Here is a 26667-nt window from a genome sequence, read left to right on the forward strand (position 1 = left end):
GCACAAATTTTATAGTCTATTTCTATTCTTAAATCGTAATCATTATGATTTATTCTTGCTTTTTCTTTTCCCATCGTTTAACATAAAACGTAATCATTACGATTTAAAGGAGAGATCATTTCATGAAAAAAGTACCTATCACTGTATTGAGTGGTTTTTTAGGATCTGGAAAAACTACCTTACTACATCATATTTTGACTAATAAGAATAACTTAAAAGTAGCTGTCATCGTTAATGACATGAGCGAAGTAAACATTGATGCATCTCTTATAAAAAAGGGTGGTTTTTCACGTACGGAGGAAAAACTAGTAGAAATTCAAAATGGCTGTATTTGTTGTACACTACGAGAAGATTTAATGATAGAAGTGAATCGTCTTGTTGAAAATGGTGATATTGACTATATTATTATTGAATCTTCTGGTATAAGTGAGCCTATTCCAGTTGCTCAAACGTTTACTTATACAGACGAAGTTCTTAACATTGATTTAACGAAAAATTGCCGCCTCGATACGATGGTTACAGTTGTAGATGCAAATAGATTTTGGGATGATTTTGCAGACGGAGAAAGTTTATTAGACCGAAAACAAGCAATCGATGAAAATGATACCCGGGAAGTTATTGATTTATTAATAGATCAAATTGAGTTTGCAAACGTAATTATTCTTAATAAGATAGATTTACTAGAAAAAGAAGATGTGATAGAGCTTCATCATTTACTAAAAAAATTAAATCCTAATGCAAAAATTCTTGAATCTTCGTTTAGCAAAGTACCATTACAAGAAATTTTAAACACAAATCTATTTAATTATGAAGAAGCCAGTCAATCGGCTGGCTGGATACAAGAATTAAACAGTGACCATCATACACCGGAAACGGAAGAATACGGTATCAATTCCTTTGTTTACCGCCGCAAATATCCTTTCCATCCCGAGCGCCTTATGAATTGGCTAGAAAAATGGCCTTTAGATGTTGTAAGAGCGAAAGGATTCTTCTGGCTGGCATCTCGTAATAATATGATAGGGCTTCTATCTCAAGCAGGTTCCTCTATTACAATTCAAGGAGCCGGTGAATGGATAGCCGCATTACCTGAAACTGAAAGAAATCAAGTGATTGCAGAAGAACCAGAAGTATTAAAAAACTGGGACGAGCGATATGGAGATCGAATAACTGAGCTCGTATTTATCGGTATTGATATGAATCGTTCTGTGATTGAACAATCATTAGATGATTGTCTATTAACAGAAAAGGAAATGGGACAAAAGTGGAATACATTTATTGATCCTATCCCGGCTTTTACTTATACTTCATAATAATTAATAAAAGGCTTCAGTAGAATGAAGCCTCTTTACTTTATAGCACTCTTATTTAATAGGTTTGCTTTAATTATAAATACAATTGTACCTAAAACAATTAATATAGCATATACGATACCAACTACATCCCCTATTTTTTCTAAGCCAAGCGGTAATATTATAGTAGCAACTCCAACTATATAAGAAAATGCTCCTGAAAGCTTCGCTAATTTATTTTTATCTCCAACAAACGTTTCTTCTTGATATCCTGCTAACAAAAACAACCTCTTTTTCACATGTATTTGATACCCTAAAAAAATGATAAGTAACCCAACAAATAAACAAACTAAAAATCCAGCTAACATATACTTCCCCTCCTCTACAATATTTTACTATACATAAAAAAAATAAAATTAGAAATTTCAGTTTATTAACGAGTTATTCTGTGATATATTGCATATTGTATTCAATTTATATTTTTAGAAAGGAGAATTTTAAATCATATGGATTCAAATCGATTAAAAGGAATTATAATGGTCATAATCGGTGCTTGTTTATGGGGCTTGTCTGGTACAGCTGCACAACAGCTTTTTCAATATGACAATGTTTCAACCGAATGGTTAGTTACGATCCGTTTACTTATATCTGGAATTATTTTGCTCATTATTTCCTCATTCGGAACGAGAAAAAAAGAGATATTTGGCATTTGGAAACAAAAATCTGATGCTATTAAAATGATTTTGTTTGGTCTATTCGGTATGCTTGCTGTACAGTATACGTATTTCGCTTCAATTAAAGAAGGAAATGCTGCCGTGGCAACATTATTACAATATTTAGCTCCTATATTCATCACTGTATACTTACTTTTCAAATGGAACGTTCGTCCATCAAAAATTGATTTCATTTCAATTACCCTTTCATTAGTAGGCACTTTTCTCTTACTAACAAACGGGTCTGTTCATAACTTGGCTGTTTCTACACCAGCTATTATTTGGGGTATTTTATCTGGATTATCTCTCGCTTTTTATAGTTTATATTCAAAGGAATTGTTAGAAAAATGGTCTTCCTCCGTTATCGTTGGATGGGGCATGATTATTGGGGGTATTGGTGTAACGATTGTACACTTTATTTCTACAAACGAATTCATTTTATTATCAACTATGAAATATGTAAAACTAAGTACCCTACCGCTCATCACATTTGTCGTCATTTTCGGGACACTTATTGCCTTTTATTTATACTTAGACAGCATACGATACCTGACTCCGAAAGAAACAACATTATTTGGTTGCACAGAACCACTCGCAGCTATTATTTCTTCTGTACTTATATTGCACGTGCCATTTCAATCTTTTCAGTTATTAGGCGCTTTTTGTGTCATTGTAATGGTGCTCATCTTAAGCCAAAAACCGGATGAAGGGAAACAAAAATTAAAGCTTGTTCATGCAAAAAAGGAAAATATACAATGAAAGGATTGAATTCACTATGCCTGTCCCTCAAAATTATAAAAAACCAGGAAGAATTTCAGCAAAATCACTCGTTTTAAATCAACTACAAAATTGGATTATTGAAGGTGTACTGAAGCCCAATGAAAAAATTAATGATGGGGAATTGGCTGAGGCACTAGGAGTAAGCAGAACACCTGTAAGGGAAGCACTTCAAATATTAGAGCTTTCTGGATTAGTGGAAATGGTACCAGGGCAAAAAACGAAAATTGCTCCTATTAAGTTAGACGACGTATCTATCATTTATGAAACGATGGCTGGTCTTCATTCTATTATAGGAAAGCAAGCTCTTCAAAACATTACAGACGCTGATATTCAACTACTTTCTGAAATAAATGATCATTTTCAGCACTCTATAGAGAAAAAAAACGCAAAACAAGCTTTAAAATTAGATATACAATTCCACAATACAATTTCTTCTATTGCTAAAAACCAATATATTGAACCCTTTCTAGAAAATATGCAACTTCACGTTTTACGTCTTGAATATTTGTTTTTCCAAAACTTTGTTCCAGCAAGTCAATCTATTGAAGAACATCACTCTATCATTCAAGCATTACAGAAGCAGGACGAAAAACAAATGGAACAAATAATGACCCAAAACTGGCTCCGTCCCATGAAAGAAATACAAAAAATAATTTCTACGAAATAAAAAGAGAGCTGGTTACACAAAATCGTAACCAGCTCTCCTTTTACTAATCTATATAGCTACGCCTGAATATTTGCATAATCTTCCATATCTTCGTACTCTTTTTCCAATTCCTCTAAAGACAGCTCGTATAATTGTCGGTCGCGAATCTTAAACACACCTGCTCCAATTAACTCATCAATTAAATGCCTCTTACGATTTTCAACAGCAAAACGGAGTTGACTACTCATCTTTTAAAAAACTCCTTTCTACGATCATTGAAAATGATAATCTTTATCAATTACCACTTTTGATTATAAAAGATGACTCTTTATAAGTAAAGTAATTTCATGAAATATTTACCTTGCAAAGTATTTGTGGCCACATTATATATATGTATGCCGTGCGAAAAATGTTATGACACTTTTTCTTATCCTTTTTCTTTCATACTTTGCAAGTTGTCTCATCGTGATGAAATTCACCATCTATTTCTACTTGAATGGTGACATGTTCTACATGAAATTTCTCCTTTAATACATACGTAGCCTCTTTTAATACACTTTGCGTTTCATTCCCTTTAATAATAAGATGACATGTTAATACTTGAAAATCTGATGTGACAGACCATATGTGCAAATCATGAACTTCTTTGACAATCGGAATATTTAATAACGTACTTTTTACCTCTTCAACATTTATGTGCTGTGGTGCACCTTCCATTAATATATGAACCGTATCACGTGTTACACGCCATCCACTAATAATGACTAAAATAGACACAAGAATACTAGCAATCGCATCTGCAGCAGTCCATCCGAAAAATTTAATAAGTAACGCAGCAATGATCGCTCCGACGGAACCCAATAGATCGCCTAGTACGTGCAGGAAAGCACTTCTTAAATTCAAATTACCTTTCACATCTCCGCCTCTCATTAATATCCAAGCTGATAAAATATTAATAAGCAGACCAAGGACTGCAATAATGAGCATCCCATTACTAGCAATCTCAACTGGTTCTTTAAAACGACGGATTGCTTCAATAAAAATGTATACCGAAATGACAATAAGAACGACACCGTTACATAATGCTGCTAACATTTCGACTCGCTTATATCCATATGTTTTCACAGTTGTTGCTGTTTTTTCTCCGAGTTTAAACGCAAGTAAACTTAAAGCTAAAGATACTGCATCACTTAGCATATGCCCCGCGTCAGATAGTAGTGCTAAGCTATTTGTTACAAATCCACCAACAACTTCTGCAATCATAAAACTTGTTGTTAGTAGGAAGGCAATTAGTAACGCCTTTTTATTTTTTGAATGACCATGATCATGCGAATGTCCCATACTTATACTCCTTTAAGTACAATATCTGTATGTTAGTATGAAACAAACTCCCCATCTTTATCCCGAATCGACTGATTGTAAACGCCCGCTTCCTCTGTATACACACTTCGCTACTTTTTAGACAATCCCTTTTTCTCAAATAAAAACAAGACTACTTCTTTTTTATTTTCATATTGTTTACTAATGAAAGACTTTTTAAGGAGGTTACTAAAATGAAACGTTTATTTCTCTGTATGGAACGTGAACTTGTTGTAGTGAAAGAACAATATGATAACTATGAAACGACTTACCACTTACAAAATATGCAACCTACCTGTATCGCTGTTGATCCGTTCCACCCAAACCGTGTATATTGCGGAACATTTGGACGAGGTCTATGGTTAAGCGACGATAGCGGGGATTCATGGAGACCCATTGGAGATTCTTATCGTTACTTTGATTTCCCTAAAGAAGATGGTATTTTGCACTCCTCTATCACTTCCATAACAATAAGCTCAAATGAACAAGTTAACGGATATGGTGTCGTTTATGTCGGCACAGAACCGAGCGCTTTATTTCGCTCTGAAAATGGTGGTGAAACGTGGACTGAACTTAAAAATATGAAATCATTATTATCTTCTTATACGTGGGCTTTCCCGCCTAGACCTTTTACCCATCACGTACGCTGGATTACAGTTGACCCAAACAACCCTAATACAATACACGTTTCAATCGAAGCTGGTGCTGTTATTCAAAGTAACGATAAAGGGCATACATGGATTGATAAAAAATTCGGTGCCCCTATCGATGCACATCAATTGCTTATGCACCCTGAAGCACCAAATCGCCTTTATGCATCATGTGGTGACGGATTTATGGGCGGACCTGATCGTGCATATCTTGAAAGTTATAACAATGGAAACAGCTGGATCTCATGTAGTGAAGGACTTGAACATCATTATTTATACAGCATGGCAATTGATCCAGCTGATTGTGATACGATTCTCGTTTCTGCCGCGCCAAGTGCTGATCTCGCTCATCATCGTATCCCTTATGAATCTTATATTTATCGAAAAACGAAAGATACTCCGTTCCAGCAAGTACAACAAGGACTACCATCTGCAATCGGTACAGTCATTTCGATGTTTGCTACAAACGAAGCCGAACCACATACGTTCTACACGTTAAATAACAATGGCGTCTTTCAATCCAATGATAGCGGCGAATCGTGGGAACAACTAAACATTCCGTGGAAAGATGAATATAAAACGCAGCATCCGCATGCACTACTCGTTACTAGTTCTTAACGAAAAAGAGACTGCCTAAATGGTTTTAGGCAGTCTCTCTTTTATTTCTTTAAATCAATGACAATATCATCTAACACAATATCTTTACTCTTCGCTTCTTTTTTCGGCGCTTCAATTTTCTTCTCGATTCCATTAATAAATTCCACTCCACCAAAGTTTTCTGGTGTATGAACTCTTAAATTAACATGAGGTGTAATAATAAGTTTCGTTGCATTTTCGCTCAGTTTTTGGAATGTAGCACTCCAACTACTTTTATGTGGCTCTGCTACTGTACTACTTCCACCATTGCCTTGACCTGCATATCGATTTCCCAAATTATCTTTTATTTCTAATTCCACATCAGCGCTATCCCATATACTTCTTAACGCCTTAGATTCTTCTTGATTATAAAAAACGATAAAGGACATCGAGGTTACTTCCATTTTGTCTATATTTACTTTTATTAATTTATTTTCAGAACTTCCTTTAAGTTTCACTTCTTTACTGTCCATCGCATTTAAAGAAAGCGCAAAATTCCAGTTCCCTTTAATTGATTGTGTTCCATCTACTGTTTCTATCTTATCTATCTCCCACTTGACATTTGCAGCATCCATTTTTATACCATCAACATCAGTTGCTGTACTCATACCTACGTATTTCTTGTCATCCACTTTTGTAATTTTAGAACTACCAGTCGTACCATTAAATCCGGCAATTTGTAAAAATTCTATTACATTTGGATTTTCTCCTAAATCCTTATCACTTTCAATAGAATATGTTATCGTTACAGTTCTTCCATTAAAAACAGCATCATTGAGTGTAACCTTAACTCCATTACTCTCTCTCGTCATATTCAACTCAGTCGAAAATTCTTTATAATTTTCATATAACCCTGTTCTACCATTATCTAATAATCGGAATATGTCACCGACAATTGGCAATCCCCCCGCATATGTAGGAAATCCGATACCGAGTGTTGCAACTGATAATCCTACTAAAATAGATGCAGCAGCCACACCTTTTTTCCAACTTTTCATCTTTTTCTTCGTACGTATCGATTGTTTTACATTTCGTTTTACTTTTTCCTTTTCAATTTCAGAAGCCTCAATTTCTTCTAGTTCTTTTTCGTCTATATCAATATCATTTAATAGTTCATAAATGTCTTTCATATTACACTACCTCCAAAACTAATATTCGTAGCATTTTGTTGTAGTTTCTTTTTCCCACGGTACACTCGATTATCAATTGCTGCCCGAGTTAATCCTAACTTGTCACCTATTTCCTCTGTCTTCATACCAAGTAAATATTTCATAATGAACACCTTTTGATCTAGCGGTTCTAATTGATTAATGAGCTTCAATAATTCTTCCCTATCTTCCATAACGATTAATTCGTCTTCTGCTGATTTTTCTGTACTAATATGAAACTCATCTGAAATGATTTCTACCGTTTTAGTCGATTTCCGGTAATAATCAATTGCTTTAAACTTTGCAATAGCTGCAATCCACTTTTTAAAATCACTCGGCTCTCCATGAAATTTATTTGCGTTATTCCAAATGGAAAGAAATATATCGTTTATACATTCCTCTATGAGTCCATCATTTTGAATGGGAAGTAGAACTTTATGCGTGATCCCCTTTATGAGTGGTAAGTATGTATCGACAACAAATTCTAACGCGTCTTCTTTTTGCCGCTGTAATCTTTTTATAAAATTTTTCTCATTTGATTTCATGTAGCGATTCCCCTTATTGTTTTGTAAAAGCTTTTACACCCTATATAACGTCTGAGAAAATTTTTTCTCTCATCTTTTTATTTTTTGTATGTAATGGAATACTTTCCCTTAGCCATTGTCTCACATAACTATGCGTTCAAAGAAAATTTTCTCAAGTCTGTAATTTAATTCATGTAGTACACTATTTATATAGTCACTTTTTAACTTAGTGTACATTTTATTTCGTTAATCTACTATTTTAATTTAGGAGATGAGATGTGTATGTGTGGAATTACAGGTTGGGTAGATTGGAAGGAAGACCTTTCAAATCAACATGTTATTTTAAAAAAGATGGCAAATAGTATTGAGCATCGTGGTCCAGATGCTGAAGGATTTTGGTTTTCACCTCATGCGGCCTTTGCACACCGGCGTTTAATTGTAATTGATCCAGAAGGCGGGACACAGCCGAAGACATTCCGTGCTGGTGATTATACGTATGCTCTTACCTATAATGGAGAAATTTATAATTTCCGTGAACTTAAAGAGCAGCTTCAAAAATGTGGGCATGCATTTGAAACCCATTCAGATACAGAAGTATTACTACATGCTTATTTAGAATGGAAAGAAGACTGCGTGCGATATTTAAACGGAATTTTCGCTTTTGCCTTATGGGATGATCAGAAGCAACAATTGTTTTTAGCACGAGATCATTTAGGTGTAAAACCACTCTTTTACACAGAAAGAAATGACAGTATTATTTTCGGCTCTGAAATTAAAGCATTATTAGCGCATCCATCTGTCCCTGCTGAACTTGATGCGGGTGGAATAAATGAAATATTTGGATTAGGCTTATTTCGCACTCCAGGATGTGGCGTCTTTAAACATATTCAAGAAGTACGTGCTGGACATTCTATAACATTTACACGTCATAAAAAAGTAGTTACGAAGTATTGGAATTTAGAAAGTAAGTTCCATACAGACTCTATAGAAGATACATCTTCGCATATTTTATCTATTTTACAAGATACAGTAAAAAGACAATTAATTGCCGATGTTCCTCTCGTTTGTATGTTATCAGGCGGATTAGACTCTAGCGGTATTACTGCACTTGCGGGTAAAGAATTTGCTGCGGAAAATAAAACACTTCATACGTATTCCGTTGACTTTGTAAATAGTGCAAAAGATTTCGAGCTGACATTTGCTCGCACTGGTTTAGACGCTCCTTGGGTAAAACGCGTTTCTGAACATGTAGGGACAGCGCATCATGATATTATTGTGAATGCTGAAGAATTAGCAAATCACTTATTCGTTCCCCTTCATGCGAAAGATTTACCGAGTGCTGGTGAAATGGAAACTTCACTATATTTACTATTTTGCGAAATGAAAAAAGATGCGACCGTAGCTTTATCCGGTGAATCGGCTGATGAAGTATTCGGTGGATACCCTTGGTTTCATCAAGAAGAATTACTATATGTAGATAAGTTTCCTTGGCTAACAAATTGGAAAAATACATCTCCTCTTCTACTAAATGAAGTAAGTAACCAATGTAATCTAGAAAACTATATTGATACACGATTCCAAGAAGCGATACTTGAAGTACCTACTCTTGAAGGGGAAAGTAAAAAATCCGCGAAACAACGCCAAATGTTTTATTTATTTTTAACAAGATTCCTTCCTTTCTTACTTGACCGTAAAGATCGTATGAGTATGGCTGTTGGATTTGAAGTTCGTGTACCGTTTTGCGATTATAGATTAGTTGAATATTTATGGAATGTTCCTTTCAACATAAAAAGTATTGATAATATTGAAAAAGGCATTTTACGTAGAGCACTACAACCAGCTTTACCTGACGATGTACGTAATAGAAGAAAAAGCGCTTATCCAACTTCACAAGATCCACACTACTTACAAACAATCCGTAATTTAACACTTGATATGTGTAGCATTAAAAACAATCCTATTTTCTCACTTATTAACCATTCTATCTTACTTTCAATTGCTGATCAAAGTAATAAAGAGATTAACAATTTTGAAGCAAGAAGTGCCATGGAGTATATGCTACAAGTAAATGAATGGTTAAAAACATATCACATCCATATTGCTTAACAAAAAGGAGTTCAAGGATAAAAACCTTGAACTCCTTTTATATTAATTAGCACATTGTTTATTATCAGTATCAATAGACCATCCAATAATCGTGGCACAGTCTCTACCTTTCCACTGCAGTACATTTGTTAATACGGGCTCAATCTGCAAGCTATTTCCGTCGTGTAATATTTCTACTAAAGATTGATCATCATCAAACCTTCGTTTGTCACACTCTAAAATACCGTCCGTTGCCATTACAATGTGATTCATTCCTTTTTCTAATCCTCTTACACCTGACGTAAAGCAAGGTGTATTTGCTGCAAAAATATTTTTCCTGCCAATATATTCGTAATTCTTCCGTTTATTTAATCGTCCTTTTCCATTTTTCGTTTTCTCAGAATGGAATAAATACGCGAAACAATCACCAACTGATAACCAATATAAAAATTCGCCTTTTCGTAAACAAATTAAGCAAGCGAGTTCCTCATCATCTTGATCACACTTTTTAATAAATAACTCATCTGTAAATAACGCTAATAAGTACATATGTGTATGATGGAAAGCTAAATGTATTGGATATGAGAATAACTCTTTTAGTTTTTCTTTTCTTTCCGAAATCGCTTCTATTATATAATCTATATTTTTTGTTTTGTGATGTGTATCAAAAATCATAACAAATTCAAATTGTAATTCAGGATCCCACCAAGCCAGCACCGCATCTCCTCGTTCATATGCATCACTCTCTTGATTTCCCCCATATACGCCGACTGAAAGAGGACCACATTTTTCAACATGTATTTCATCTACATACATCTGTTCATGACTAATCCATTTGAATGTATTCACAGCTATCATCCTCTCTCTTGCTAAATGTATACCTTTACACATAGATTACCTTATATTTCAATAAAAATAAACTTTTTCAACATTTTTTATCCAAATAAAAGGGTTTTATTTCTGAAATCACGAATATATCTTACTATACGATATAAAAAGGAGATTTATTATTATGTACAACATTAATCAACATTGGGAGAGCATTTATTATCACTTACGATACGAATACGAGGACAACCTTTCCCACCAAGCAATTCGTATTTTACAAATCGTTTCTCGTGAGAAAGATATAACAATTGGAAAAGTCGCTACTGAGCTTAGTCTTTCTCATAACACAGCATCTGAACATATAAAACGCCTTATTCAAAAGGGTTTCATCGTTAAAGAGAGAAATAAAAAAGATGAAAGAGTGGTAAACCTTACATTAACAATTGAAGGAATTGAAGTATTAGAAAAACATACTTTACTAGATAAAGAAAAGATAAAAATATTAGAATCACAGTTATCAACAGAAGAACAACAATTAATTGAAAAAGCATTTTCCTTATTAGCGAAGGAGGCAAAATATGCATTTCCTCGTTAAAATAATCGTTTCGGCACTTATTATCGGCGTTATCACTGAAGTCGCTAAACATTACAGTACGATAGGTGGCTTTATTGCTGCCCTTCCTCTCGTGAGTTTACTTAGTTTATTTTGGATTTCATTCGAAGGCGGAAATAAACAAGAATTGAGTCAATTTGCTTTAGGGGTATTATATGGATTCCCCGCATCAGCACTACTATTATTTATTGTCTATATTGGTTTAAAAAATTCATTTACACTTAGTACATCTGTCCTACTTGGTATAGGTGTTTGGTGTATCGTTTTTGCTTGTCAAAAATTATTTCAAGCTTAGGAGGAATTAACATTCATAAATTTGTAGAAATAATGGGGCAAAATATAGAAGTACATATAAAAGGAGATGGTAAACAAACTGTAGTCATTCAAACCGGAATGACTTGCTCATTTTATGATTGGTTTCCTATTATAGAAAAGCTTTCAGAGCACTTTACAGTTGTTTCATACCATCGCCCAGGTTACGGAAAAAGTGATTTAGGCAATCAGCCGCGTACAATAAGGCAAGTTACAAAAGAGCTACATATGTTACTAAACAAACTAGCTATTCAAGAACCATTTATTCTAATCGGTCATTCCTATGGAGGATTATGTGCACAACATTTTGCGATGTTACATGAAGATAAGCTGCAAGCACTTATTTTAGTTGATTCTACTTCGATGAACTTACACCGTTTAGATGAACTTCATTTACCAATTTCTGATCAAACTGATTCTGATGATGTTTGGTTTCAAAAATATAATATGTATTCAAAAATGGATGTAGACACACTTTATAACGAACTAAAACCTATTCTCACCGATCAATCAAAACAGCAAATTGAATTCTCTACCTCGCCTTCATTATATAAAGCGACAGCTTCTGAACTATCGGAGTGGAAAAACTGTGCTCTCTCACTAAAAGAGCTATGTAAAACATTAGAAATACCATTAATCGTTATCGGTAGAGATCCTCAATATTCTATTACTCAATTGACTAATGGTGGCATGCCAAAAGAGGAAGCAACACAACTTGAAGCAATGTGGCAAGAACTAATTCACGAACAATTACACCTCTCAACTAACAGCCAATATATTCTTGCCGAACATGCTAGTCACGGTATAGAAAATGATCGACCAGATATTATTATTGAGGCGACTCATTTCTTACAAATAAAAAAAGGAAGCAACTAAAGCTGCTTCCTTATTTATCTATTCATAATCTTCTTCATCATCGATTTCTTCGTAATATGAACTTCCATTACTTACATATATAGGGCCATTCGCAACATCAATACGTAGTACCCACACCCATGGCACAGCTAAACGTTTATGTATCGCTCGCCAAAAGCTCATTGATTTTCTTTCGTACTCCTGGAACTCCTGAAGTAACTCTTTGTAGGAGGAACCGTCTAACTGAATATTTGCTTCTAACAAACGAGAATGGGCATAGTACTGTAACTCTAGTTCAGCAGCAATTTCCATTTCTTCTTCCGTTGCCATACCAATGATTGTTCCATCTTCTGGTGCAATTTCATATACGTTTTGAACTTCAATAAGCCCTTCTTTCTCTTTCTCAAACATGTAAACAGCCTCCTTTAACATATATTTTTTATGTTACAAAGTCATACTTCTACAATAACTTCTCTCTTTCCTCTTTTTTTGATAAACTTTTACAAAATATTTAACCGATGACCTGTTTTCTCTATTCTTTCAGCAGAAATGAAACGATTTTTATCAAAATTTAATTTATACACATCAGGCATATGAAGTGTTTTCCAAAACTCAAAATCATATTTCGAATTAAAATAATTCATGAGTAATACCATAATATTTCCATGCGTACCTATTACAATATTCTTACCTTCATATTGTTTTAATATATTTTGCATACATATTACAGCGCGCCTTTGTGCGATATCATTCGATTCTCCGCCTTCGTATGCAAAACTCCAATCTTCCCACACATTCTGCATAGCATCATTAAAATTTGATACTGGCTCTGTGCTCAATAATCTTTCACGCAAATCTTCTTCTGTTTGTATTGATAATTTATATGTATTCGCAATTCCTTGTACAGTTTGGATTGCTCTTTTGTACGGACTAGAAATAACAACATCAATATGTTTATCTTTTAATAAATGTGTTACATTCTCTGCATCACAGTGCCCTTTTTCAGATAAAGGTCGTTCCCGTTCTTCTTTTGTATATGTAGAATGGGCATGGCGAACGAAATATATTGTTGTCATTTTTCAACCTCCTTTCTTATTTTCAATTTATATTCAATAATAAGATTGGAAAATCCTGTATTACAAAAAAGCACTTTTCATAAGTGCCCCTTTGTTTACATAATAAAATTATTTCATTATAATTTATTTCTGAATTCCTCACTTATGACAATATCTCGAATAAAGTAATCCATATTACTTAGAAGCTTTTCAAATGCTTTTTCACTCAAATTGTTCATCATAAAGACAATCTCAATCTTATTCCCTTTTTTATCAGTACCATAGAAACTATTTGTTAATACAAATGCAGTAGAACCACCTTTCTGTCCAGCAAATTCGAACATACCCTCTCCTACGGTTCCTTTAAATATATTCTCAATCTCACCTTGCATTTGTGGTGTAAAATAATTTCTGCTATTTATCTTTTCCAGTAAACTCATGTAATCCTTCGCATTTGCACCTATAAACCGATCTGACCAAATACGCTGAAAGTCCATATCGGCTTTTAAAGATATCTCGCGTTTTGTCCATTCTTTCTCGTCTTTCATCCATTCATGTATTTGCCATACATGCTTAACATATTCATCATTAGACATATTACGTAGCTTGTCCAATGCTTTATTTTGAGGAATATGCAGTTCTTTTTCAACATAGCCCCTCATATATAATGCCCCTGTATACGTTGGATAAAATTCATCGTGACTATTTAAGCCTAACTCTTTCAAACTTTCATTTATCCGCGCTGCTCCAAGCTTGTCTAATAAATATGATGCATTCGCATTCGAACTATAATGGATCATTCCTTTCACTACTTCTTCTAAAGAAGTTTGACCACCCTTCACTAACTCTTTAACTTTTACATCATCTAGCCATGCAGGGTGTGCACCACCATCAGTATTTTTCACATAGTATTTTTCTAATTCTTTCAATGAAATTTGCTCGTCTTTTCTTATTTTCCCTTCATCTACTTGCTTAGCATATTCAATTGCTATAATGATTTTCGACATACTTGCTAGCGGTAGTTTTTCTTTTTCATTTATTGATGTCAATGTTTCACCATTTCTTTTAACAATTAAAGAAGTTGTTTTATCATCCTTATGTTCTTTTATGTAATTTAGCACATAATTAGAGTCTTCTTTGGAATTGACATATTCCTTCACTGAAAAGAAAGCTATACAGCCTACTATAGTAATTCCAGCTATAATTCCAACAACTTTTAATCCCCTCATGATACTCCCCCTAAAATAAACATATTATATATTATACTAAATAAATCTCCCTTTTTAAGTAATAATTAGATTATTTATACAAAAACACTTCTTTTCTTAAACAATAAAAAAACATGCCTTCATTAGGAAAGCATGCTTTGTGATATCCTTCACATTTTTTAGTTAAAAAATAAATGTTTACTTACCATGATGTAACATTAAATCACTAAGTTCTTCTTCAATGTGATTTAATTTCGCAACGCCTTCTTTCCATTTATGAATATAACGTGAAACCCCAACAAAAAACAAAACAATAATTGTGGAAAGAATAATACCATATACGATTGCTACAGTACTCATAGTTACACTTCCTTATAATTAGTAATGTGGTTATTAGTTATATTTTTATTATAAACCTTTTTCTTTTAAAATACTTCGATTTCAACTTTTTGTAACAAAATTGATTTTTCTAACATTTCGTTCGTGAAAATGGCATATTTTTCACAAATTATACAAAACTTCACCATATGTACTATTACCATATGAGTTATATTATTAAATAGAATAAAGGGGATGATATACTATGACGACTTGGTTTATTGTAATGTTAGTTGTATTTGGAGCATTTAAAATTATCGTTTCTAGCCTTCCTAACTCTGTTATTGAATCCATTATTAGTCGCTTTGAAACACATCCACAACTCGAAGAAGAGAATGTGACTGTTACAATGAACGGAAATAACTTAGTAGGCGAACAGAAATCAAAAATTATTCATGATTTTAACGAAGGTTTATTTTTAGATCGCTATTATGCACCACCCCATAATGAAGGCACTCCTTTAATTATCAATGCAAAACGTGGTAAAAAAGATTTTACATTTTATATTTATAGTCATGAAGAGCATGTTGATGTTGTAAAACAATATAAAAAGAAGGTAGTTGCTTATAGTTTACGCTCTAAAAACCTTCAAAATAGTGATATGTTCGTGTCAGCTGATTTAGCTTAATACTCATATATAAAAAGGAATCCATGGCATATGGATTCCTTTTTACTATTTACTGAAAAATAAGCTCTGTCTTCAAACTATCTTTCGGTAACAACCAGCCTTTTTTCTCTAAACTCGCCATTAATAATTCCCTTTGTTTTGTCGCAATACTTTCTTCATTTGTTTTAAATGACACTTCTATTACGAAGTCATCTTCTAATTTTCCTGTATTACTTAATGGCCAAATTTCAATATTTGCTTTTATGTTTTCAAACTCTCCTGTATATCGTTTCATTAATACAGGACCGTAAATACGGGAATTCTTTAACACCTCTTCTCCCCAATTTGTATACAACCATTTGTTCATTTTCCCTGGTAATTTTTCTATTAACATGTTTTGAGCAGCTTGTTTATTTGGTAAATCAAGTATTCCATATCCTTTAGCACTGTAACTTTTCTTATTTGAAATGCTTAATGTTTTCTTCTCAAATCCCCAATCTATTTCCGCCTCATAACTATCCGTATTACTATCGAATCCTTCTTTTTTAGCTACTTCTAGTGCATCTTGAATTACACCATTTAGAATAGGATATCTTTTTTTATATGTTAGTTCAAAATCTTTACTAAATTCTTTCTTTCGAATTCTAGCAAACCAACCTTCCTCGCTTAAACTTTTATTCGCAGTATCTAAAAATTGCACTTGTATTCTTTCATATTTTGTACCAGCCTGGAAATGTTCTAACACCTCTTGCTTCATCTCTTTGTTATCACCTAATACTTGTTCTGGCTTCAATAATAACTTTACTTCAAAGCTAGGTTTCATTGGACTAGCAGCAAACCCTTCCTTAACGTTATAAAGGAAACAACAAAAGAAAATGCTTACGAATACAAATACTTTTTTCATATACCTATCCCCTTTGTATTTTAAATGACTTCTATACGTTCCATTGCAAGTGAATATACATTTTCATATCCTGCTGAACTTAGCTTTTGTTGTAATCGATCCGTATCCTCTTTCAAAGCGTGCACTAGCACCGTATGTTCTGGTAATAATGTATTTAACATCTCTTTAACGTCTCTTATACTTTGGTGAACTTTATACGCAACTCGATTCACCCTACATGTATTCCTTACATGCTCTTTCATAACTTTTTCTGCAAAACTCCCTTTCGCAATATGCCCAGTAAAAATAACGGCATTCCGTTTTTCATTCCGAAGTTGTTCATAATATAACTGCGCTCGTTTCGTTTGCATATTCGCATCACTCATTACAACTATTCCGTAACTATTTTGCATACTAATATCATTATCCATCACTATTATGTTTCTTTTTAAACTCTCCATAACCCATTTAAGTTCTTCATTATTTTTTATCCAATCTTTATATACGAACATCTCTTCAAATCCAGCCAAAATTTCTTTATCTACTATAAGCGGAAATTCTTTATATCGTTCATATAAATACAATACTATATCTTGTGCCCTACCAAGTTGTGGCAGCGGTAATAATGCTATTCCTTTATTTTGCATAACTCGTTCAATTTCTGCACATAGATTGTCTAATCTTTCATTTTGCGAAACATCCTCTGTGTGATAAGCGGCATCTACAATTGCAACTTTTATATTGTGGCCCAATTTCTCAGGTAAATTAGCTCGTAGTATATTAGACTCTGCTGAATAGTCGCCTGAATAAAATACGTATGTATTACACATATCAACTAAAAACCAAACAGCTCCTAATACATGCCCACTATATCCCCATTGAAACCGCAATGTAGGAGTAATTTGTACCCATTCATTTGGATTGCTAATCTCATCAATACATACATAATTTAAATCTTTTATGTGTTGGTCGCTATAAGGTAAATTCCACCCTTGCATCACATTATAGTTTCTCCATTTTTCATAATATAACGGCAGTTGCTCCTTCGTATAACGAGTCGTCCAAATTTTTTTCTTATAGCCATACTTCGCTAATAAAGGTAAACCCATCGTATGATCTTCATGAATATGTGATAAAAATACCGCATCTAAAAATGGAACAGCTTCTCTCTCTATTTTTGGATAACTATCCTCATAAGATCGATTAATACCACAATCAAATAATATTTTCGTCTCTTTATTTTTTACAAAATAGCAGGAGCGACCGTATTCTCCTGCTCCTCCCCATACTTCCACTCTCATCATACTACTACCCCTTTTCGTTTTTGCTCCATATGTTGTAGCAGTAATAAGCATATTGTTGTAAGTCCAACAGAAACAACGGCCATCGCCATGCCTATAGATACTTCACCCTGTTCAAATTGGGCAAAAATAAACGTTGCTGACGTTTCTACTGATGGAGGTAATACGAGAAGCGATGCTACTAACTCTCTTATCGAAATTGTAAATGTCATCGCCCATCCAGCAAGAATGCCTGGGATAATAAGAGGCAATATTATTTTTCTAAAAATATAAATATAATTTCCAGAAAAAACACTTCCTGCCTGCATGAGAGAATCATCAATTTGTCCGAGTGATGATTTTACATATTGCACCGTGTAAGGTAAAAACAGCACAACATACGTTACGATAACCATGACTGGTGTATTGTAAATTGACATAGGCATATATGGTGAATTCCAAAATAGAATAAGACCTACAACCATAACGATTCCTGGTACCATATTCGGTAACATACCGCACATATCAAGCCATTTTTCAGAGGTTTTTTTCCCCTTTCGAATCATAAGTGCCAAAAAGACTCCAATCATTACCGCGATAATCGCTGTTACGAGTGAAAAAAGAAAACTATTCCATAAAGCCTCTAATCCCGGAGATCCCATTGTAAATAATGCTTCATAATGGCTCGTTGTAAAGTTATTTACATGTAAGCCGCCGCCTCTTAATTTTGACAAAGAAGCAATAAGTATAGAAAAGTATGGAATTCCAATTGATACGATTAATAAACCAATTACATACATCCATGCTACAACGCGCGTAAATATAGACAAAGTATATCTTTTAGATTTCACACCTTTTCCACTAACTATTGCATATGAATACTGTCGATTCAATACATTTTGCATATACCAAATAAGCATACAAGCACTAAGTAATAAAGAAGATAATGCTGTTGCACTACTAAAATCAATTGGCCAACTCGAAATAAATTTATGGATTTCTGATGTTAACACGTGGAATCCTATTCTACGTCCGAATGTAGCCGGTGTTCCAAATTCAGCAATCGTCTTTACAAAAATGAGTAAAGCACCCATTACATAACTTGATACTAATAACGGCAATATTATTTTTCTTAAACGATAGAAAAAACTTCCGCCATGAACTGCTGCAGCTTCTTCTTTACTACTCCCAATCTGAAGTAACGTGTTTTTCAGCATGAAATAAAGGAATGGGAATAAATGCAGACTCATAATTAAGACCATACCTCCTAAACTAAAAAACGATGATGAAACTGTCTTTAGCATCGGAAAAAATTGTTCAAAATAGCCGTTAGGTTGCATGAACAAAATCCAGCCCATTGATCCAATATACGGCGGTGTCATAAATGGAATCATAAAAACAATATCTAACTTACTATACTTTCCTACATCTGTTTTGCTCATAATAAACGCCAATGGAAATGCAAATATTGTAGCTCCTATTACAACGAGTACACCTAGAAGCATCGAATTCAGAAAAATCCCAGCTAATCCACCACTCTGCATCACTTCAAAAGGCTTTAAAAAGTTCCAACTACTATTTTCATATATACTAGAAAACAAAATAAGAAAAAGGGGAATGACGATTAACATCGCCACAAGCAATAACGCTACCGTCATTCCAACTTGTCTTACTGATACGAATCGATTTACCATGGAATCACCATCTTATTGAAATACTTTCTTAAATTGTTTTCCTATTTCATCTTGCTCTTTCTCAACTGTTTTCCAATCAATATTTAATACTGGAATCTCTTCTACATTTGGTCTATTTTCAGCTTTTATATCTGTTCTACCAGGCAATAAATACGCTTTAGAAACTTGTTTTTGTACATCATCGGATAATAAATAATCAATAAACTCTTTTGCGCCTTCTACATTTTTACTATCCTTCATAATCCCCGCTGCGCGTGGACTAATAACTGTTCCGCTTTTTGGATATACGATATCAACAGGTTCACCCTTTGCTTTTGCGCTGTACGTCATATAATCAACACCCGCAATTACCATATCTTTCGCACCTGTTACAACTGGGTCTAACGCTTCCTGATTTGCTCCTGCTACTGTAACTTCATTTTTCTTAAGCTGCTCAAATAAATTCCATCCATCCTTTCCATTCTTTTTCACATATCCTGTTACAAAATCTAAAGCTGAACCTGAAAGTGCTGGATCTGGAAGATTCACTTTCCCTTTCCATTCTCCTTTCGTTATATCGCTCCAATCTTCAGGCGCTGTCTTCACATTTTTTGTATTGTACACAATCCCTAATGCTGAAGCACTATACCCGAAATAATGTCCTTTATCATCTGACCATTCAGAACGCAGCTTATCAGCTTGTTTCGCTTCTTTATAAGCTAACGTTTGACCCTCTTTCTTTAATCCTTCCATCGCTGGTAATGATGCAAGTACGACTACATCAACGACTGGATTTTTCTTTTCAGCTTCCATTCTCGCTAAAATTTTACCAGTTGTCCCTTGAAACATTTCCACCTTTATACCAGTTTTCTTTTCAAAGTCTTTTTGAATTTTTTCTGCTAACCCTTTTGGCCCTGCACTATATACAACAATTTTCTTTTCAGTCGTATTTTTACTTTTTGCATCTGCATTGCCTGTCTTTGAACTACACCCTGTTACTACAGCCGAAAATAATAAAGTACATACAAATAAAGACTTAAGCGAACTGAATTTCTTCATACGATTCTCCCCCTATATGATGAATACATTTTTTTGGCACATATAACGATACTGGTTTACCGATGCTTAATTTACTATTGTGATAAGCTGTCCATATTCCGAGTGCCCCCATGTTTACTTTTATTTCATACCGTTCTCCTACATATGTAACGTGCTGAATTTCACCTGTATACATTTCGCACACTTCATTTTTCGTCCAGCTCACATGCTCTGGACGAACCATTTTTTTACCCTCTACAAGCCAATTCGCCTTACCAACAAATTTGGCAACAAATTCATGAGACGGTTTCACATAAATATCTTCCGGTGTTCCTTTTTGTAATACTTCTCCTTGTTTCATGACAATAATTTGGTCTGACATTGACATTGCTTCTGTTTGGTCGTGAGTGACATACAGTGCAGTTAAACCAATGGAATGAACGATATCCATAAGCTCTATTCTCATTTCTTCTCGCAAAATTGCATCGAGTGCACTTAGCGGTTCATCAAACAAAATAAAATGAGGTTTTGTTACAATTGCTCTAGCGAATGCGACACGTTGTTGCTGTCCACCAGAAAGTTCGTGTGGATACCGTTTCTCCATACCTTGCAGGCGAACTCGCTTTATCGCATCTTCTACTTTTTCTCGTAAATGATTCGTTTGCTTTGTAGCTTTTAAACCAAATGCAACATTTTCAAAAACAGTCATGTGCGGCCATAAAGCAAAATCTTGAAATACCATACCGATATTCCGTTCATGAGGAGATGTCTTTATCTTTTTTGTAGCAGAATACATGCACTGGTCTCCAAAATATATTTCTCCTTTATCCGGTTCTTCAAGCCCTGCTATCATTCTAAGTAAAGTCGTTTTCCCACACCCCGAAGGCCCTAAAAGTGTAGTGAATTCCCCTTGTTTCATTACAATCTGCAACGGCTTTAACGCCTGTGTTTTTCCAAATGTCTTTTCTAATCCACTAATTTTAATATCCATTGCTTCACCTCTCTCCCCTCATTCTTAACCTGCTTTCATTCTATATGGAAGATTTATACTGAATGTTAATGTACTGTAAAGATTAAATTAAAAAACTTCTAATAAACTATTTATTTCTATAGATTTTTTCTATATTTAAAATAAAAAAGGCGGCAATTCATAATGAATCTCTTAAAATTAGAAATTGTAGTACTTATTAAGAAATACAAAAAGCTTACAATCGTTGCAGAAAAACTTGGCGTTAAACAACCAACTATTACTTTTCATATAAAAAGCTTAGAAGAAGAACTCGGTGTGTCTTTATTTGAATTACGTTCTGGAAGGTATTTCTTAACAGAGGCTGGTGAGGCTTTGCACCATTATGCTTGTAAAATAGATGCACTTATGAAAGAAGCTAGACGTGTCACGCAAGAGTTTAAAGATTTTCATAAAGGTGCTATAACAATCGGCGCTAGTTATGTACCAGCGACTTATCTTTTGCCAGAAGTCGTTCATCAATTTCAATGTGAATTTCCCAATATAAAAATAACGCTACTAGTGAAAACAGCCCCTGAAATTCGAATGATGCTACAAAATCACGAAATCGATCTTGGGATAATTTCCGCTGCTCCATTTGATGAACCACTTTTAAAACAAACGAATATAATGCCCGATACACTTGTTCTTGCCTTTTCCAAAGAACATCATTTTTCAAAGAAAGACAATGTATCGTTACAAAATATAAAAAAGGAACGCATACTATTGCATCGTAACCCATCTACAACGAGAGATTTACTTACACAATGGACGTTGGCGCACAACATTACATTCCAATCTGAAATTGAATTAGACTCATTAGAAACGATGAAACAAATTTTAAAATATGGTAATGGAATTGCCTTTATTTCTAAACTTGCTATCGAGCAAGAAATACAACGAAATGAGCTATGCTATATACCAATCCCTGAATTTGAATTTCAGCGTAATATTTATACGATTCATCATGAGGACAGATGGAATTCTAAAATCATTTCTTTTTTACTACAAAGCATCACTTCATTTGCAACAAAAAATTAAAAGGCTGTCGTTATGCACGACAGCCTTTTAAACTATAAATCTATTTATTTTTCTTTGCCTCAATTTTTGCTTGCGCCTCTTCAGCCTTATCTAATGCTTCTGATACTTTCTTCTCTTTTTCTTTCACTTCATCTATACTATCGACAGCTTTAATAATTTTATCGATTCCTTCTTCTTCTACCTTTCTACGCTTTGCCACTCTTTCATTTACTTTCTCTTCCACATCTTTTGCTTTTTGAAGCATATTCTCTGCATTTGATGTTACAGCTTTTTCAAGTTCATCATCTTTTTTCTTTTGTAACACTTCATTTGCAATGTCTTTCGCTTCTAAATACTTACCGTCTTTTAATGCTGTTGCTCCGTGATCCATTTTCTCAGCAACTTCTTTATATGATTTCGCTTCGTTTCCTGATTTCTCTTTTTCTGCTTTTTCGAACCACATTGTTGCATCACTATACTTTTCATCTTTCAATGATTGCATACCTGTTTCAATATATGTGTCATAATTGCTACATCCAGCCATTACGACTAATAGAAAAAGCATAACAAAACTTAATTTTTTCATGCCGTTGTCTCCTTTTCTTTGCAAGCTCACTTTACTTTAACATACATGAAAAAGAGTTTCAAAAACTAAAATACTAATTCGGTCACTTTTATAATGATAAGTCGAATTTTCATTATTTTCTTATTTTTAAGCGGACACATCTACTTGTTTTTTCGCCATATGTTGCTTTACTCCAACTAATACAACTAACAATAACCCTCCGCCTATTGTCATCATAACAATGCTAGTTGGCAACATATCTAATAGTAGTCCATATACAATCATACCAAGTGGTGCGATTGCAGTCGCAATTGTTTCAAGTAGGCCAAACACACGCCCTAGGTAGCTCGGATCTGTCGTTTTTTGCATATGTACTTGCATTGGAATGTTTACAATCATAATTGCTATACCAGTTAACATCATAAAAGCAATATAGTAAATAAAACTTGCTACTTTTGGAATGATAACTAACAACGGAAAGACTGTACATAAACTTAAACCTGCAAACAAAAACAGTCCAGTATAAATAGAACGAAACGGAGTATTCACTTCTTTACGCACTGATAAAGCAATCGCTCCCATTAGCATCCCGACTGCTAACATTCCTTCTACAGTACCGAGTTGCTTTGAAGATAAATGCAATGTATGGACGATAATGTAAGGAAGTGCAACTGTTAGACCACACGCAAAAAAGTTTACCCACAATGCTATTTTCATTAAACCATATATTTCATGTTGTCTTTTTACATATAAAAAACCTTCTTTTATACTCGTCAAGAAATGCTCTGTACTCTCAGCCACTTCTTTTTTATATAAATCAAATACGATAAATAATTGCAAAATAACCGCTAAAAAGAACGTAATACTATTTAATAGGAAAAACGATTTAATTGAAAAGAAACCATATACAACTCCGCCAATAATCGGTCCTAAAATATTTGATAAAGAAGCCGCCGTTTGATTTAAAGCACTCGCTTTTTGAATACGTCCTTCATCTACTAAACTCGGAATAGACGAAGTTAATGCAACAGAATAAAAACTTGCACAAATTGATAATAATGCTGCTGAAATATAAATAAAAAGAAGTGATGGTCCAAATATAGTAGCAAGAATAAACATACTAAGCATCGTTAAGCTACTTAATAAATCAGTACCAATGACAAGCCATTTTCGATTCACACGGTCTGCTACAGCACCAGCAATTGGGCCACAGATCATCCTTGGAAGTGATCCGCAAACGAGCGTAGTTGCAAACCCCATCCCTGAACCAGTAGTCTTTAATACATATAACCCCATTGCGAACGTATAAATACCTGCGCCTAATAAAGACGTCATTTTTCCAATCATCATTAAAATAATATTTCTCGTTGCAATCTTCATTCTTGAATCATGTTGTCCTATACTTATATCTTCCATTTTTGACTCTCTCCCCTTAAAAGTTAAATTGTGTTAAACTTATTATATAATCAACTTTCCAATTTTCACAACAAAAAGTTAAATACAATTAAACTTTTTAAATATAAAGGAGCAACAATATGGCAACTCTCGGCGAAAAAATTAAAGCATTACGAAAAGAAAAAAAGCTTACGCAAACAGCACTGGCAGGTTCGGAACTGACAAAAAGTATGCTTAGTCAAATTGAAAATGGAAAAGCTACACCTTCTATGAAAACATTACAATATATTGCGGAAAAACTTGAATGTGAAACGAGCTTTTTATTAGAAGAAGATGAAGGAGAAATTGTAGAACTCATTCAAAAAATGGAGCAACTAATAAAGGCAAATAAATGCGATGAAGTATACAAGACTTTACTACCTATCGTTCAAACAGAGCTACCTTCTACTTTAAATACAGCTCGCTTATATAAACAGTTCCTAACAGGAGCAACTATTATGAACGATTATCATATTGAATATTACGTTGAAACTGCTGTTTCTATATTTGAAAAATATACTTTATATCGAGAAAGCACTGAAACGAAACTACTGTTTTACTATATGCTCTTCAAACGTAAAAAATATAAAGAATGTTTACAGATGATTGCTATAATTCGTGATGAATATAAAGCGAAGAATTTAGAAATGGATCTCATTACACATATACAATTATACTTAAAAGAAGCCATTATTTTACTCGCATACGGCAATTATGAAAAATGTGAAAAAGTCATTTTAGATGCACTTGCATTTTCAAAAAAACATCAAGTGTATTATAAAACAGATGAATTTTATCGCATTTTATCTTACCAAAAAGTCATTACAGCTGATAAAGAACAGTATTTATATTACATAAAAAAATCGGAGCAATTTGCCATTTTTACAGAAGATATTCTATCCATTGCGATTATTGATATTTTAAAAGCTTACTACTACAACACAATTACTAATGAATATACAATCGCATTAGAACATCTAGAACAATTCCGAGAAAAACTAAAAGATGAACCAATCTTTCAAGACGATGGATTATATTATCTTGAAAAAGGAAAATCTTTGTATGGCTTAAAACGTTATAAGGAAGCTTTGGCAATATTAAAACACGCTACCATACCAGATTATATGAGTCATCCACTTGATCAATCGTGGGTATTAACAGCTGGGTCTTATCGTGCCCTGTGTCATATAAAACTTCAAGATAAACCAGCTGCTCTGAAAGAAGCAAAAGAAGCAGTTCAAACGATAGATGGTTATCCTGATTCCATCTTTTCTTCATTTATTAAAGAAACATTACAAATAATACAAAAACTTTAAGAATGTCTCTAAATGGTATATTATTCCTCTTTTTTAGCAAAGATAATAATGATGGGAGGAATATAAATGAATATACAACGTGCAAAAGAGCTTTCTATGTCAGCAGAACAAGCCAATGTCAATTTTCAAGGCATGCCTGTTATGATTCAACACGTCGATGAAAGCAATGAAACCGCCCGCATATATGAAGTAAAAAACCCAGGACGCGAATTAACTGTTCCAGTTAATAGCTTAGAGGAAATATAAGAAATGCCACTTCTCTTTTGAAGTGGCATTTTTCTTCTTTCAGATTACTTATTATAAATTTCTTCAACCCTTTATTTTACATGAGCTGAAAAAATAAGAATTTTCTACTTCTTTTCTTTTTGTGACCTGCTAAAATACAAACTATGGATTAATTATTCGTACTATACATTAAGGAGGAAAAATAATGGCATCTACTTTAGAAAAAAACAAGCCTTATTATGCAGTTATATTCACTTCTAATTTATCAAATGATACAACAGACTATAATACCGTTGCCGAAGAAATGGAGAAACTTGCAAAGCAACAACCTGGATTTTTAGGTGTAGAAAGTGCAAGAGGTAATTCTGGACTCGGAATAACAATTTCTTATTGGGAATCACTTGATGCGATTGAAAATTGGAAAAAGAACACCTTACATAAAGAAGCGAAAAAAAGAGGTCGTGAGCAATGGTATGAAAACTTCCACCTGCGTATTTGTCTTGTTGAGAAAGAATTTAAGTTTCATAGAGGTACTTTATAA

The 26667-nt window shown here is 33.8% G+C and carries 31 protein-coding genes; 13 read left to right on the top strand and 18 right to left on the bottom strand.

All coding sequences use genetic code 11. From position 1 onward, the window contains the following. Window positions 1-122 precede the first annotated feature (122 nt). On the top strand, window positions 123-1310 hold the full coding sequence (locus ACTFSL_RS00645; RefSeq protein ID WP_088338791.1) for a GTP-binding protein: 1188 nt from the start codon (window positions 123-125) through the stop codon (window positions 1308-1310). A gap of 35 nt (window positions 1311-1345) precedes the next feature. On the opposite strand, the gene ACTFSL_RS00650 is transcribed toward ACTFSL_RS00645, so the two are convergent. After that, entirely contained in the window at window positions 1346-1657 is a 312-nt protein-coding gene (locus tag ACTFSL_RS00650) for a DUF3784 domain-containing protein (RefSeq protein ID WP_000879373.1), read from the bottom strand. A gap of 138 nt (window positions 1658-1795) precedes the next feature. Between ACTFSL_RS00650 and ACTFSL_RS00655 the strand changes: the two genes are divergently transcribed. Together ACTFSL_RS00655 and ACTFSL_RS00660 are read left to right on the top strand one after the other, a co-directional pair. Further along, the gene (locus ACTFSL_RS00655) at window positions 1796-2761 is read left to right on the top strand and encodes a DMT family transporter (protein WP_000378080.1); all 966 of its coding nucleotides are present in this window, start codon (window positions 1796-1798) and stop codon (window positions 2759-2761) included. Window positions 2762-2777: 16 nt separating this feature from the next. After that, window positions 2778-3449, top strand: coding sequence for a GntR family transcriptional regulator (locus ACTFSL_RS00660; RefSeq protein ID WP_088338813.1), 672 nt, complete (start codon window positions 2778-2780; stop codon window positions 3447-3449). 56 nt (window positions 3450-3505) lie between these two features. Here the strand turns inward: ACTFSL_RS00660 and fbpA are convergent, their stop codons facing one another. Beyond that, window positions 3506-3676, bottom strand: a complete 171-nt coding sequence (fbpA, locus tag ACTFSL_RS00665) for a Fur-regulated basic protein FbpA (protein ID WP_000098302.1) — start codon at window positions 3674-3676, stop codon at window positions 3506-3508. A 193-nt stretch (window positions 3677-3869) separates the two neighbouring features. Further along, entirely contained in the window at window positions 3870-4769 is a 900-nt protein-coding gene (locus ACTFSL_RS00670; RefSeq protein WP_000510038.1) for a cation diffusion facilitator family transporter, read from the bottom strand. Window positions 4770-4981: 212 nt separating this feature from the next. Here ACTFSL_RS00670 and ACTFSL_RS00675 point away from each other — a divergent pair, with 212 nt between their 5' ends. Next, window positions 4982-6055, top strand: coding sequence for a WD40/YVTN/BNR-like repeat-containing protein (locus tag ACTFSL_RS00675; protein WP_088338792.1), 1074 nt, complete (start codon window positions 4982-4984; stop codon window positions 6053-6055). A 41-nt stretch (window positions 6056-6096) separates the two neighbouring features. On the opposite strand, the gene ACTFSL_RS00680 is transcribed toward ACTFSL_RS00675, so the two are convergent. Together ACTFSL_RS00680 and ACTFSL_RS00685 are read right to left on the bottom strand one after the other, a co-directional pair. Next, window positions 6097-7203, bottom strand: a complete 1107-nt coding sequence (locus ACTFSL_RS00680) for a DUF4179 domain-containing protein (RefSeq protein WP_033696019.1) — start codon at window positions 7201-7203, stop codon at window positions 6097-6099. Beyond that, a complete protein-coding gene (locus ACTFSL_RS00685) occupies window positions 7200-7766 on the bottom strand; it encodes a sigma-70 family RNA polymerase sigma factor (RefSeq protein WP_078439617.1) in 567 nt (188 codons plus the stop codon). The genes ACTFSL_RS00680 and ACTFSL_RS00685 overlap by 4 nt, the downstream gene beginning before the upstream one ends. 261 nt (window positions 7767-8027) lie before the next feature. Between ACTFSL_RS00685 and asnB the strand changes: the two genes are divergently transcribed. Then, entirely contained in the window at window positions 8028-9851 is a 1824-nt protein-coding gene (gene asnB, locus ACTFSL_RS00690; protein WP_119683179.1) for an asparagine synthase (glutamine-hydrolyzing), read from the top strand. A gap of 42 nt (window positions 9852-9893) precedes the next feature. Here asnB and ACTFSL_RS00695 read toward each other — a convergent pair whose 3' ends face one another. Next, window positions 9894-10721, bottom strand: a complete 828-nt coding sequence (locus ACTFSL_RS00695) for a protein phosphatase 2C domain-containing protein (RefSeq protein WP_002040904.1) — start codon at window positions 10719-10721, stop codon at window positions 9894-9896. A gap of 121 nt (window positions 10722-10842) precedes the next feature. On the opposite strand from ACTFSL_RS00695, the gene ACTFSL_RS00700 reads away from it, so the two are divergent. The 3 genes from ACTFSL_RS00700 to ACTFSL_RS00710 are packed head-to-tail and all read left to right on the top strand — an operon-like array spanning window position 10843 to window position 12459. Beyond that, entirely contained in the window at window positions 10843-11253 is a 411-nt protein-coding gene (locus ACTFSL_RS00700; protein WP_000282376.1) for a MarR family winged helix-turn-helix transcriptional regulator, read from the top strand. Continuing rightward, window positions 11237-11566: a DUF3147 family protein gene (locus ACTFSL_RS00705; RefSeq protein ID WP_000545608.1), complete on the top strand. Its 330-nt coding sequence runs from the start codon at window positions 11237-11239 to the stop codon at window positions 11564-11566. Before ACTFSL_RS00700 ends, ACTFSL_RS00705 begins: the two co-directional genes overlap by 17 nt. Next, the gene (locus tag ACTFSL_RS00710) at window positions 11527-12459 is read left to right on the top strand and encodes an alpha/beta fold hydrolase (RefSeq protein ID WP_119683178.1); all 933 of its coding nucleotides are present in this window, start codon (window positions 11527-11529) and stop codon (window positions 12457-12459) included. Before ACTFSL_RS00705 ends, ACTFSL_RS00710 begins: the two co-directional genes overlap by 40 nt. 18 nt (window positions 12460-12477) lie before the next feature. Here the strand turns inward: ACTFSL_RS00710 and ACTFSL_RS00715 are convergent, their stop codons facing one another. The 5 genes from ACTFSL_RS00715 to ACTFSL_RS00735 all read right to left on the bottom strand — a co-directional run bounded on the left by ACTFSL_RS00715 (window position 12478) and on the right by ACTFSL_RS00735 (window position 15243). Further along, window positions 12478-12849, bottom strand: a complete 372-nt coding sequence (locus tag ACTFSL_RS00715) for a hypothetical protein (RefSeq protein ID WP_088338795.1) — start codon at window positions 12847-12849, stop codon at window positions 12478-12480. Between the two features lie 89 nt (window positions 12850-12938). Further along, window positions 12939-13514 (bottom strand): histidine phosphatase family protein, encoded by a 576-nt coding sequence (locus tag ACTFSL_RS00720; protein WP_000208265.1) that lies wholly within the window; start codon window positions 13512-13514, stop codon window positions 12939-12941. 116 nt (window positions 13515-13630) lie between these two features. After that, entirely contained in the window at window positions 13631-14722 is a 1092-nt protein-coding gene (locus ACTFSL_RS00725; RefSeq protein WP_001214667.1) for a serine hydrolase, read from the bottom strand. Window positions 14723-14899: 177 nt separating this feature from the next. Continuing rightward, window positions 14900-15061, bottom strand: a complete 162-nt coding sequence (locus ACTFSL_RS00730) for a hypothetical protein (protein WP_000108701.1) — start codon at window positions 15059-15061, stop codon at window positions 14900-14902. Between the two features lie 65 nt (window positions 15062-15126). Continuing rightward, window positions 15127-15243: a hypothetical protein gene (locus tag ACTFSL_RS00735; protein WP_001987133.1), complete on the bottom strand. Its 117-nt coding sequence runs from the start codon at window positions 15241-15243 to the stop codon at window positions 15127-15129. A 41-nt stretch (window positions 15244-15284) separates the two neighbouring features. On the opposite strand from ACTFSL_RS00735, the gene ACTFSL_RS00740 reads away from it, so the two are divergent. Next, on the top strand, window positions 15285-15707 hold the full coding sequence (locus ACTFSL_RS00740; protein ID WP_000214581.1) for a YfmQ family protein: 423 nt from the start codon (window positions 15285-15287) through the stop codon (window positions 15705-15707). 49 nt (window positions 15708-15756) lie between these two features. On the opposite strand, the gene ACTFSL_RS00745 is transcribed toward ACTFSL_RS00740, so the two are convergent. From ACTFSL_RS00745 to ACTFSL_RS00765, 5 genes are read right to left on the bottom strand one after another with little or no spacing between them, the layout of a single operon-like run. Then, a complete protein-coding gene (locus ACTFSL_RS00745; RefSeq protein WP_440041081.1) occupies window positions 15757-16590 on the bottom strand; it encodes a hypothetical protein in 834 nt (277 codons plus the stop codon). A 20-nt stretch (window positions 16591-16610) separates the two neighbouring features. Beyond that, window positions 16611-17873, bottom strand: a complete 1263-nt coding sequence (locus ACTFSL_RS00750) for an MBL fold metallo-hydrolase (protein ID WP_205570369.1) — start codon at window positions 17871-17873, stop codon at window positions 16611-16613. Beyond that, window positions 17870-19543 carry an ABC transporter permease gene (locus ACTFSL_RS00755; protein ID WP_119683176.1) on the bottom strand — a complete coding sequence of 558 codons (1674 nt, stop codon included), beginning with the start codon at window positions 19541-19543 and terminating at the stop codon, window positions 17870-17872. Before ACTFSL_RS00755 ends, ACTFSL_RS00750 begins: the two co-directional genes overlap by 4 nt. A gap of 12 nt (window positions 19544-19555) precedes the next feature. Beyond that, entirely contained in the window at window positions 19556-20581 is a 1026-nt protein-coding gene (locus ACTFSL_RS00760) for an ABC transporter substrate-binding protein (RefSeq protein ID WP_000714686.1), read from the bottom strand. Beyond that, the gene (locus ACTFSL_RS00765) at window positions 20559-21551 is read right to left on the bottom strand and encodes an ABC transporter ATP-binding protein (protein ID WP_440041084.1); all 993 of its coding nucleotides are present in this window, start codon (window positions 21549-21551) and stop codon (window positions 20559-20561) included. Before ACTFSL_RS00765 ends, ACTFSL_RS00760 begins: the two co-directional genes overlap by 23 nt. 162 nt (window positions 21552-21713) lie before the next feature. On the opposite strand from ACTFSL_RS00765, the gene ACTFSL_RS00770 reads away from it, so the two are divergent. Beyond that, complete coding sequence (locus ACTFSL_RS00770) at window positions 21714-22607, top strand: LysR family transcriptional regulator (protein ID WP_088338801.1); 894 nt, start codon at window positions 21714-21716, stop codon at window positions 22605-22607. A 40-nt stretch (window positions 22608-22647) separates the two neighbouring features. On the opposite strand, the gene ACTFSL_RS00775 is transcribed toward ACTFSL_RS00770, so the two are convergent. Beyond that, complete coding sequence (locus ACTFSL_RS00775; RefSeq protein WP_000736437.1) at window positions 22648-23172, bottom strand: DUF4398 domain-containing protein; 525 nt, start codon at window positions 23170-23172, stop codon at window positions 22648-22650. 126 nt (window positions 23173-23298) lie between these two features. Next, window positions 23299-24567, bottom strand: a complete 1269-nt coding sequence (locus tag ACTFSL_RS00780; RefSeq protein ID WP_000389503.1) for an MFS transporter — start codon at window positions 24565-24567, stop codon at window positions 23299-23301. Between the two features lie 119 nt (window positions 24568-24686). On the opposite strand from ACTFSL_RS00780, the gene ACTFSL_RS00785 reads away from it, so the two are divergent. The 3 genes from ACTFSL_RS00785 (at window position 24687) to ACTFSL_RS00795 (ending at window position 26667) form a co-directional block, all read left to right on the top strand. Then, on the top strand, window positions 24687-25901 hold the full coding sequence (locus tag ACTFSL_RS00785) for a helix-turn-helix domain-containing protein (protein ID WP_088338803.1): 1215 nt from the start codon (window positions 24687-24689) through the stop codon (window positions 25899-25901). Window positions 25902-25967: 66 nt separating this feature from the next. Beyond that, entirely contained in the window at window positions 25968-26147 is a 180-nt protein-coding gene (locus ACTFSL_RS00790; RefSeq protein ID WP_001025737.1) for an H-type small acid-soluble spore protein, read from the top strand. A gap of 184 nt (window positions 26148-26331) precedes the next feature. Then, the gene (locus tag ACTFSL_RS00795) at window positions 26332-26667 is read left to right on the top strand and encodes an antibiotic biosynthesis monooxygenase family protein (RefSeq protein WP_000168851.1); all 336 of its coding nucleotides are present in this window, start codon (window positions 26332-26334) and stop codon (window positions 26665-26667) included.

The organism is Bacillus cereus group sp. MYBK108-1, from assembly GCF_051917185.1.
In the GTDB taxonomy this organism is placed as follows: Bacteria; Bacillota; Bacilli; order Bacillales; family Bacillaceae_G; genus Bacillus_A; species Bacillus_A cereus.

What these genes read in the sequence shown, in the direction of transcription:
- ACTFSL_RS00655 (WP_000378080.1), top strand. Translation starts at nt 1,796, where the DNA reads ATGGATTCAAATCGATTAAAAGGAATTATAATGGTCATAATCGGTGCT.
- ACTFSL_RS00770 (WP_088338801.1), top strand. Translation starts at nt 21,714, where the DNA reads ATGAATCTCTTAAAATTAGAAATTGTAGTACTTATTAAGAAATACAAA.
- ACTFSL_RS00795 (WP_000168851.1), top strand. Translation starts at nt 26,332, where the DNA reads ATGGCATCTACTTTAGAAAAAAACAAGCCTTATTATGCAGTTATATTC.
- ACTFSL_RS00735 (WP_001987133.1), bottom strand. Translation starts at nt 15,243, where the DNA reads ATGGTAATAGTACATATGGTGAAGTTTTGTATAATTTGTGAAAAATAT.
- ACTFSL_RS00650 (WP_000879373.1), bottom strand. Translation starts at nt 1,657, where the DNA reads ATGTTAGCTGGATTTTTAGTTTGTTTATTTGTTGGGTTACTTATCATT.
- ACTFSL_RS00725 (WP_001214667.1), bottom strand. Translation starts at nt 14,722, where the DNA reads ATGAGGGGATTAAAAGTTGTTGGAATTATAGCTGGAATTACTATAGTA.
- ACTFSL_RS00685 (WP_078439617.1), bottom strand. Translation starts at nt 7,766, where the DNA reads ATGAAATCAAATGAGAAAAATTTTATAAAAAGATTACAGCGGCAAAAA.
- ACTFSL_RS00790 (WP_001025737.1), top strand. Translation starts at nt 25,968, where the DNA reads ATGAATATACAACGTGCAAAAGAGCTTTCTATGTCAGCAGAACAAGCC.
- ACTFSL_RS00750 (WP_205570369.1), bottom strand. Translation starts at nt 17,873, where the DNA reads ATGATGAGAGTGGAAGTATGGGGAGGAGCAGGAGAATACGGTCGCTCC.
- ACTFSL_RS00695 (WP_002040904.1), bottom strand. Translation starts at nt 10,721, where the DNA reads ATGTGTAAAGGTATACATTTAGCAAGAGAGAGGATGATAGCTGTGAAT.
- ACTFSL_RS00705 (WP_000545608.1), top strand. Translation starts at nt 11,237, where the DNA reads ATGCATTTCCTCGTTAAAATAATCGTTTCGGCACTTATTATCGGCGTT.
- ACTFSL_RS00775 (WP_000736437.1), bottom strand. Translation starts at nt 23,172, where the DNA reads ATGAAAAAATTAAGTTTTGTTATGCTTTTTCTATTAGTCGTAATGGCT.
- ACTFSL_RS00780 (WP_000389503.1), bottom strand. Translation starts at nt 24,567, where the DNA reads ATGGAAGATATAAGTATAGGACAACATGATTCAAGAATGAAGATTGCA.
- asnB (WP_119683179.1), top strand. Translation starts at nt 8,028, where the DNA reads ATGTGTGGAATTACAGGTTGGGTAGATTGGAAGGAAGACCTTTCAAAT.
- ACTFSL_RS00765 (WP_440041084.1), bottom strand. Translation starts at nt 21,551, where the DNA reads ATGGATATTAAAATTAGTGGATTAGAAAAGACATTTGGAAAAACACAG.
- ACTFSL_RS00700 (WP_000282376.1), top strand. Translation starts at nt 10,843, where the DNA reads ATGTACAACATTAATCAACATTGGGAGAGCATTTATTATCACTTACGA.
- ACTFSL_RS00715 (WP_088338795.1), bottom strand. Translation starts at nt 12,849, where the DNA reads ATGTTTGAGAAAGAGAAAGAAGGGCTTATTGAAGTTCAAAACGTATAT.
- ACTFSL_RS00785 (WP_088338803.1), top strand. Translation starts at nt 24,687, where the DNA reads ATGGCAACTCTCGGCGAAAAAATTAAAGCATTACGAAAAGAAAAAAAG.
- ACTFSL_RS00660 (WP_088338813.1), top strand. Translation starts at nt 2,778, where the DNA reads ATGCCTGTCCCTCAAAATTATAAAAAACCAGGAAGAATTTCAGCAAAA.
- ACTFSL_RS00645 (WP_088338791.1), top strand. Translation starts at nt 123, where the DNA reads ATGAAAAAAGTACCTATCACTGTATTGAGTGGTTTTTTAGGATCTGGA.
- ACTFSL_RS00745 (WP_440041081.1), bottom strand. Translation starts at nt 16,590, where the DNA reads ATGAAAAAAGTATTTGTATTCGTAAGCATTTTCTTTTGTTGTTTCCTT.
- ACTFSL_RS00760 (WP_000714686.1), bottom strand. Translation starts at nt 20,581, where the DNA reads ATGAAGAAATTCAGTTCGCTTAAGTCTTTATTTGTATGTACTTTATTA.
- ACTFSL_RS00675 (WP_088338792.1), top strand. Translation starts at nt 4,982, where the DNA reads ATGAAACGTTTATTTCTCTGTATGGAACGTGAACTTGTTGTAGTGAAA.
- ACTFSL_RS00680 (WP_033696019.1), bottom strand. Translation starts at nt 7,203, where the DNA reads ATGAAAGACATTTATGAACTATTAAATGATATTGATATAGACGAAAAA.
- ACTFSL_RS00670 (WP_000510038.1), bottom strand. Translation starts at nt 4,769, where the DNA reads ATGGGACATTCGCATGATCATGGTCATTCAAAAAATAAAAAGGCGTTA.
- fbpA (WP_000098302.1), bottom strand. Translation starts at nt 3,676, where the DNA reads ATGAGTAGTCAACTCCGTTTTGCTGTTGAAAATCGTAAGAGGCATTTA.
- ACTFSL_RS00755 (WP_119683176.1), bottom strand. Translation starts at nt 19,543, where the DNA reads ATGGTAAATCGATTCGTATCAGTAAGACAAGTTGGAATGACGGTAGCG.
- ACTFSL_RS00740 (WP_000214581.1), top strand. Translation starts at nt 15,285, where the DNA reads ATGACGACTTGGTTTATTGTAATGTTAGTTGTATTTGGAGCATTTAAA.
- ACTFSL_RS00720 (WP_000208265.1), bottom strand. Translation starts at nt 13,514, where the DNA reads ATGACAACAATATATTTCGTTCGCCATGCCCATTCTACATATACAAAA.
- ACTFSL_RS00730 (WP_000108701.1), bottom strand. Translation starts at nt 15,061, where the DNA reads ATGAGTACTGTAGCAATCGTATATGGTATTATTCTTTCCACAATTATT.